At 71.6% G+C, this 6,300-nt stretch carries 6 protein-coding genes and 1 pseudogene; 5 read left to right on the forward strand and 2 right to left on the reverse strand.

The window, feature by feature from the left end; all coding sequences use genetic code 11:
• Positions 1-331 precede the first annotated feature (331 nt).
• Complete coding sequence (locus tag PUR56_RS09375) at positions 332-1,000, forward strand: GntR family transcriptional regulator (RefSeq protein WP_329948537.1); 669 nt, start codon at positions 332-334, stop codon at positions 998-1,000.
• A gap of 362 nt (positions 1,001-1,362) precedes the next feature.
• Positions 1,363-1,511: pseudogene (locus PUR56_RS09380) on the forward strand (IS110 family transposase); the annotation flags it as partial.
• Positions 1,512-1,522: 11 nt separating this feature from the next.
• Here the strand turns inward: PUR56_RS09380 and PUR56_RS09385 are convergent.
• Positions 1,523-2,299: an SDR family NAD(P)-dependent oxidoreductase gene (locus PUR56_RS09385; RefSeq protein ID WP_329948538.1), complete on the reverse strand. Its 777-nt coding sequence runs from the start codon at positions 2,297-2,299 to the stop codon at positions 1,523-1,525.
• Between the two features lie 116 nt (positions 2,300-2,415).
• Here PUR56_RS09385 and PUR56_RS09390 point away from each other — a divergent pair, with 116 nt between their 5' ends.
• Genes PUR56_RS09390 through PUR56_RS09400 form a run of 3 tightly spaced genes read left to right on the forward strand, consistent with a single transcriptional unit; the run spans position 2,416 to position 4,911 of the window.
• Positions 2,416-3,063: a bifunctional 4-hydroxy-2-oxoglutarate aldolase/2-dehydro-3-deoxy-phosphogluconate aldolase gene (locus PUR56_RS09390; protein ID WP_329948539.1), complete on the forward strand. Its 648-nt coding sequence runs from the start codon at positions 2,416-2,418 to the stop codon at positions 3,061-3,063.
• 14 nt (positions 3,064-3,077) lie between these two features.
• On the forward strand, positions 3,078-3,986 hold the full coding sequence (locus tag PUR56_RS09395) for a sugar kinase (RefSeq protein WP_329948541.1): 909 nt from the start codon (positions 3,078-3,080) through the stop codon (positions 3,984-3,986).
• Positions 3,987-4,038: 52 nt separating this feature from the next.
• Positions 4,039-4,911 (forward strand): SMP-30/gluconolactonase/LRE family protein, encoded by an 873-nt coding sequence (locus PUR56_RS09400; RefSeq protein WP_329948540.1) that lies wholly within the window; start codon positions 4,039-4,041, stop codon positions 4,909-4,911.
• 434 nt (positions 4,912-5,345) lie between these two features.
• Here the strand turns inward: PUR56_RS09400 and PUR56_RS09405 are convergent, their stop codons facing one another.
• Positions 5,346-5,615, reverse strand: coding sequence for a hypothetical protein (locus tag PUR56_RS09405; RefSeq protein ID WP_329879485.1), 270 nt, complete (start codon positions 5,613-5,615; stop codon positions 5,346-5,348).
• Between the last annotated feature and the right edge of the window lie 685 nt (positions 5,616-6,300).

Genomic DNA, 6,300 nt, shown 5'->3' on the forward strand with positions numbered 1-6,300 from the left:
AGTTCCGCAGCAGGCCCGGGGAGCGGGTGTCGGCGGTGAGTTCGCAGTGGTTCGAGCGGGGGGCCGCTTCCGCGGGGAGGATGCCGGGCGTGGTGGTGACGGCGCGAGGCATGGTGGCTCCTCGGCTTGTGGGGGACGGTGTACACCCGGCCCGGGCGGCGCCCGCACGGCGACCGAGGGAACGCCTCAGGTCGTCAGAGTCGAATTTAGTATACGAATCTGCCGCCAGGCAATACGTTTACGGAGAAGTACTCAAAGACCGAGGTGGGGAGCTGGTGAATCTTCCCGGAAGGGGATCGCAAGGGGGCGGGATATCGCATACGATGAATGGATGGGACAAGGTAGCTGGGCGGAGCGCATCCCCGCCGTGAAAAGCAAGGCGGACCTCGTCTACGAGAGCCTGCGCAACGCCATCGCCCAGGGCGACCTCAGGTCCGGCGAGCGGATCAACATGGACGAGCTGGCGCGCACGTTCGGGATCAGCAAGATCCCCATCCGCGAGGCGGTGAAGCGCCTGGAGTCGGACGGCCTGCTGGACTCCCGGGTCCACGCCGGTGTGACCGTGGCCTCGGTCGACGTCGCGGAGATGCGCGGCGTCTTCCTCGCCCGCGAGGCGATCGAGGCGCTCATCGCCTCGATCGCGGCCGAACGGATCGACGGCACCCGGCTTGGCGGGCTCGAAGGCGTCCAGCGCGCAATGCGCGGCGCCCTGGACGCGGGCGAACTCGTAAGGATGGCGGAGCTGAATTCCCGCTTCCACCGGGTCCTGGCCGAGGCCGCCGGCTACCGCGTCCTGGGCGAACTCACCGAACAGCTGCTGCTCACCATCCGCCGCTACCGCATCACCGCGCCGATGGGCGACCGGAACTGGCGCTCGGTGGTCGACGAGCACGACGTCATCATGGACGCACTGCGTCGGCGCGACCCCGAGGCGGCCGCGGACGCGGCCCGTGCCCACATCAGCTCGCAGGTCGTACACGAGGTCGAGTGCGCCTCGTGAACTGGCAGGGCGTCCTGCTCCCGGATTCGTGCGGGGGCGTACTCGCGAAATCCGCCGCCCTGGCCGGCGGTCAGGGCTACCCGCATGGACGCGCCCAAGTGTGACACCCGCTGCGAGGCCGATCCGGCGCACTGATGAGGTGCGGAACGGGGCCCTTCGGGCCGCAGGCCGAGAGAGAGCGGCCCTGTTCGGCGCGACCTCGCGATCGCACCTGGTTCTCGCGTGCTGGCTGGTGCGCCCCGCCCTGAGTGTTTACGGCTGCGCGCGATCCTCGCGCGCCACCGTCCCGTCCCTGTGGAGGTCTTCCTCCGGCCGGTGGCTCCCCGTCCCGACCGCGCCGCCCGTGGGGTTCCGGTCCCGGCCGCCGCTACTGCGAGCGCGAGCGTGCCGAGGGCAAGCGCCATACCCAGGCGGTCCTGGCCCTGGCCCGGCGTCGGGTGAACGTCTTGCGGCCCTGGTTCGTGACGGACAGTACTGCCAAGTTGGACTCCCTGTTATCTCAGCTGTTTGACAACGGCTTCATTAGGGGGTGTCGAGTAGGGGTAGGCCCATGCGCTCGCGGTGGGTGTCGCGCAGCAGGCTGGCGGGGCTGACGATCGAGGCGCCGGCGTCCAGGACCAGTTCGGAGCCGGTGAGCGCGGCCGCGGCGGGGGAAGCGGCGAAGGCGACGGCTTCCGCGATGTCCTGGGCGTCGACGATTGTGTGCATCGGATTGCTCTCCCGGAGCCGAACCAGGTCTTCCTCGCCGGGGGCCAGTCGCGACTCGGTGGCGGGGGTGCGCACCCAGCCGGGGGAGAGGGTGACGAAGCTGATGCCGTACCGTCCGTAGTCCACGGCAAGCTGTCGCGTCAGTGCGGCGATCGCACCCTTGGCGGCGGCGTAGGCGGGCAGGCCCGGTGCGGCGGTGCGGTGCAGCACCGAACCGATGGTCACCACGGCTCCGCTCCCGGCCTCCATCATCGTCGGCAACACCTCGCGCACGCACAGGAACACCGAGTCGAGATTGGCCGAGAGGACCCGCTGCCACTGCTCGTCGGAGGTCAGGTGCAGCGGGAGCCCCTCGGTGATCCCGGCGCAGGTCACCAGGACGTCCGCCGCTCCCAGCTCGTCGACGGCCGCCCGGACCGCGGTGCGGACCTGGCTGGCGTCGGTGACGTCCGCGCGGTGGTGGGCGACGCCGGGCAGTCGGGGGTCGGTGAGGTCGAGGCCGGCCACGCGCAGGCCGTCGGCGGCTAGACGGCGGGCCACGGCGCTGCCGATGCCGCCCGCCGCGCCGGTGATCAGGGCTGTTCGGGTCATCGGGGGATACCTTTCGCCGGGCAGGGCGGGAAACGGCGGGCCGGGGTGGACCCGCAACACGAAAAGTATACGATATCCTAACTGTCGGTCCTGAGTCCTGTGCCCCGGAGGTATCCGTGCAAGCCGACGACCTTCTCCACGCCCTGCACACCCGCAGAATCCTCGCCATCGTGAGGGGCGACGACCCCGCCGCCGCCCTCGACACCGTCCTGGCCCTGTTCGCCTCCGGCATCGACGTGGTCGAGGTGTCACTGACCACCACCGACGCCCTGGCCGTCCTGGCGCGGGCCCGCGCGGTGCTCGGCCCGTCGGCCGCGCTCGGCGCCGGGACCCTGGTCACCGCCGCCGACGTCCGCGCCGCCGCCCGCGCCGGCGCCGCCTTCGCGGTGACGCCCGGCGTCACCAGGGCCGTGGCCGAGGCGAGAGCGCTCGGCATGCCGGTCCTCGCCGGAGCCGTCACGCCCACCGAGGTCGCCCTCGCGCTGACCGAGGGCGCCACCGCGGTCAAGCTGTTCCCCGCGAGCCTCGGCGGCCCCGGCCTTCTGCGTGCCCTGCGCGATCCCTTCCCGACCACCCCATTCGTCCCCGTCGGCGGCATCGACGCCGAATCAGCCCGCGCCTTCCTCGCCGCAGGCGCCCTCGCCGTCGGCGTCGGCGGACCGCTGATCGGCACCGCCGCCCACACCGGCGGGGACACCCGCCTGCCCGCGCGCATCGCCGCCTTCCGCGCCCTGGCCCAGGAGACCCCGTGCCCGACGTCCTGACCCTCGGCGAGGCCATGGCCGCTCTGCGCTCCGCCCGCCCGCTCCACCTCGGCGGCACCCTCGACCTCTCGGTCGCCGGAGCTGAGTCCAACGTCGCCATCGGCCTGGCCCGCCTCGGCCACGACACCCGCTGGATAGGCGTCACCGGCGACGACGAGCTCGGCCGCCTGGTCCTGCGCACCCTGCGCGCCGAGGGCGTGGACGTCACACACGCCGCCGTCGACACCGCCGCCCCCACCGCACTGGTGGTCTTCGAACCCCGCGTGGCCGACGTCGTCCGCGTCGCGTACTACCGCACCGGCTCCGCCGGATCCCGGCTCACCCCCGACCACCTGGCCGCCGCGCTCGCCGAGGGCGCCCGCGTCGTCCACCTCACTGGCATCACCGCAGCCCTCGGCCCCGGCCCACGCGCCGCCTTGGAAGCGGCGGCCCGGACCGGGCACGCCACCATCTGCCTGGACGTTAACCACCGCTCCAAACTCTGGTCACGCGCCGCCGCGGCCCGCGTGCTGCGACCACTGGCCCCCCTGCTCGACATCGTCGTGGCCTCCGACGACGAACTTGCCCTCGTCGCCCCGGCCGGCGCGACGACCGAGACCGACCGCGTCCAAGCCCTGCTCGACCTCGGCGTCGGCGAGATCGTGGTCAAGCGCGGCGCCGCCGGCGCCGAAGTATTCACCGGGAACGGCACGGTGGCCCGGCCCGCCGTACACGTTCCGGTCAAAAACACCGTCGGTGCCGGGGACGCCTTCGTCGCCGGCTACCTCTCGGCACTTCTGGACGGCCTGCCGGCAGCCGGCCGGCTCCACCGAGCGGTGACCACCGGCGCCTTCGCGGTCGCGGCCGCCGGCGACTGGGAAGGCCTGCCCTTCCGGCACGAACTGGACCTGCTCGACAGCGAGCCCGGCACCACCCTGCGGTGAACCGACCGCACGAGCCGACACGGCACGCGGCGAACGAGGAAAGGAGACGGCGATGACCACCCACGACTGGCAACCCTGGACACCCGGGCGCTACCAGTTGGGCGAGGGCGCACGCTGGCACGAGAGTCGGCTGTACTTCGTCGACCTCCTCCAGGGAATCCTGTACGGCTGCCACCCCAACCGCGCACGCCACCCCTGGCGCGAACTCGACCTCGATATGCCGCTGGGCGCCGTCGCCCCGGTCGCCGGCCGCCCGGGGCAGTGGATCGCAGCGGTCGGCACCGGCGTCGCCCTGCTGCGCCCGGGCTGTCAGCCGCACTGGCTGGCCCGGGTGCCGGCCGCCGCCGGACACCGGCTGCGGATGAACGACGGCGCCTGCGATTCGGCCGGCCGATTCTGGGCGACCAGCATGGCCGTGGACGCGGCCCGCGGCGTCGGCGCGCTCCATCGGATCGACCCGGACGGCTCGGCGCACCGCGTGCTGACCGGCCTCACCGTGCCCAACGGCCCGGCCTTCGACGCCACCGGCACCACGCTCTACCTGGCCGACAGTGCCCACGGAACGATCACCGCCTACCGGGTGCACTCCTTCTCCGGGCGCCTCGGCCCGGCCCGCACACTGGTGCGCCTGGCCCCTGAGGAGGGGAGGCCGGACGGTATGACGGTCGACGACCGGGGCCTGCTCTGGGTCGCCCTGTGGGGCGCGGGACGGGTGCACTGCTACAACGCGCGCGGGCTGCTGAAAGCCGTGCTCGCCGTGCCCGCCGCGAACGTCAGCAGCGTGGCCTTCGGCGGCGGCCGGATGTACGTGACCACCGCGCTGCACCGGCTGGCCGCCCCCGGCCCGTTGGCGGGGGCGGTACTGGCCCGGCCCTGCACGGTCACCGCTCCCGCCGCCGCCCCCTTCCGCCCCCACCTCCCGTGACCGGGGACCGCGCGCGGGGCGACCGGGCCGGGAAACGATCCGGTCACACCCATGGCCCTGAGTTCGTATATCAAATACCGTTAAGGGGTTCGTTTGCTGCCAGAAGCATCCTCGTCGTGCCACCCGCCACGATCAGCGCCATCTGCAAGGACTCGGTCTTCGGCCGCCAGGCCGCACTCGCCGCCGAACCGTGCGAGGGCCGCATCAGCATCGGGCCGCAAGTTCGTAGGCGCCCCGTCATCGCCGCCCCCTCGTCACGCACAGCAACGCACCAGTCGCCCCTTCGGCATCGCGGCTTCGCCGCCACCGCGACCGCGACCGCCATCCTCACCGGACACGAGATTTCCCACGACGAGATCACAGACACCTGCCCCTCGATGACCTTCCCTCGACCGGAGGGCGGGGACCGTACTCAGGAGATCCCCATGAAGCTTCTATGTCTCGTCAACCCCTGGCGCCGTCGCGGCGGCGTTGTTGAGGTGGCGGTAGAGACGTCGGGCGACGTAGCCGAAGCCGCCCGCATGGGCCGCACGGGTCGGCGGCACGGCAACAATGAACTCGGCGCCGCGCATGTCGCCAATGCCAGGCATGCTGGTGATCGCTTCGACGTGGGGACGCTCACGAAGCCGGCCCTCGACCAGGGCTTCGAGCTCGACGATCGTCGGGCCGAGGGACATCACCTGCCTGGCCAGGATGTGGACCACCTTCGGAGGCATTCTCTCCCGGGGACGACGGTGTGCCCGGCCTCGGCCGAGCCTTGTGCGACGTGGGCCGTGCCCCTCGCCATGGAGGCTTCCGCGGGTGGCTGACCAGGAACGCGACCCACAGTGTGCCTCCGCTGACGTTCACGACCCAGGTGACCAAGCCACCGTCAGCCAGCTCCAGTACGTCGCTGCGCAGTTCCGGGAGTTCGGACTCGCTGTTCGACACTCGTCGGGACAGCACGGAGTTTCTCGTCCTTGTGGATCAACGTACAACAGTGTGCGGCCTTGCCCGCGTCCGTACCGTCCCACAGTTCCGGTATCCGGTTCTCCCCGTCGACGCGCGTGTACTCGTCCCAGCAGACGGCCTCCCCGACGTGTCCATACGAGCGATTTGGTTAGCGCATCCCAGTCAGCGGCCGAGTCGTCGTGAGGTGCCGGACGGTCAGTCTCCTGAAGCCACCCCGCGGTGTCCTGATCCTACGAATGACCAGAACCACCCCACGAAGAAAGGTATGAACACACTTGCGTACCCAGCCACTGCGCGTCACCAAGGTCGAGGCCGTAGCCCTGTCCGCCAGCTTCGACGACCTGTACGACTCGCCCGAGGACGTGCCGGACTGGCTGCGGTACCCGGCCTCCAGCCACCTGGTGCTGCCCCGCCGGGGCCAGTACGCGACCCTCGTCA

Source organism: Streptomyces sp. BE303, from assembly GCF_036290945.1.
GTDB lineage: Bacteria > Actinomycetota > Actinomycetes > Streptomycetales > Streptomycetaceae > Kitasatospora.

Bases quoted from the DNA above. Each gene is read 5' to 3' on its own strand.
- PUR56_RS09385 (WP_329948538.1), bottom strand. From the start codon at position 2,299: ATGACCCGAACAGCCCTGATCACCGGCGCGGCGGGCGGCATCGGCAGC.
- PUR56_RS09375 (WP_329948537.1), top strand. From the start codon at position 332: ATGGGACAAGGTAGCTGGGCGGAGCGCATCCCCGCCGTGAAAAGCAAG.
- PUR56_RS09395 (WP_329948541.1), top strand. From the start codon at position 3,078: ATGGCCGCTCTGCGCTCCGCCCGCCCGCTCCACCTCGGCGGCACCCTC.
- PUR56_RS09400 (WP_329948540.1), top strand. From the start codon at position 4,039: ATGACCACCCACGACTGGCAACCCTGGACACCCGGGCGCTACCAGTTG.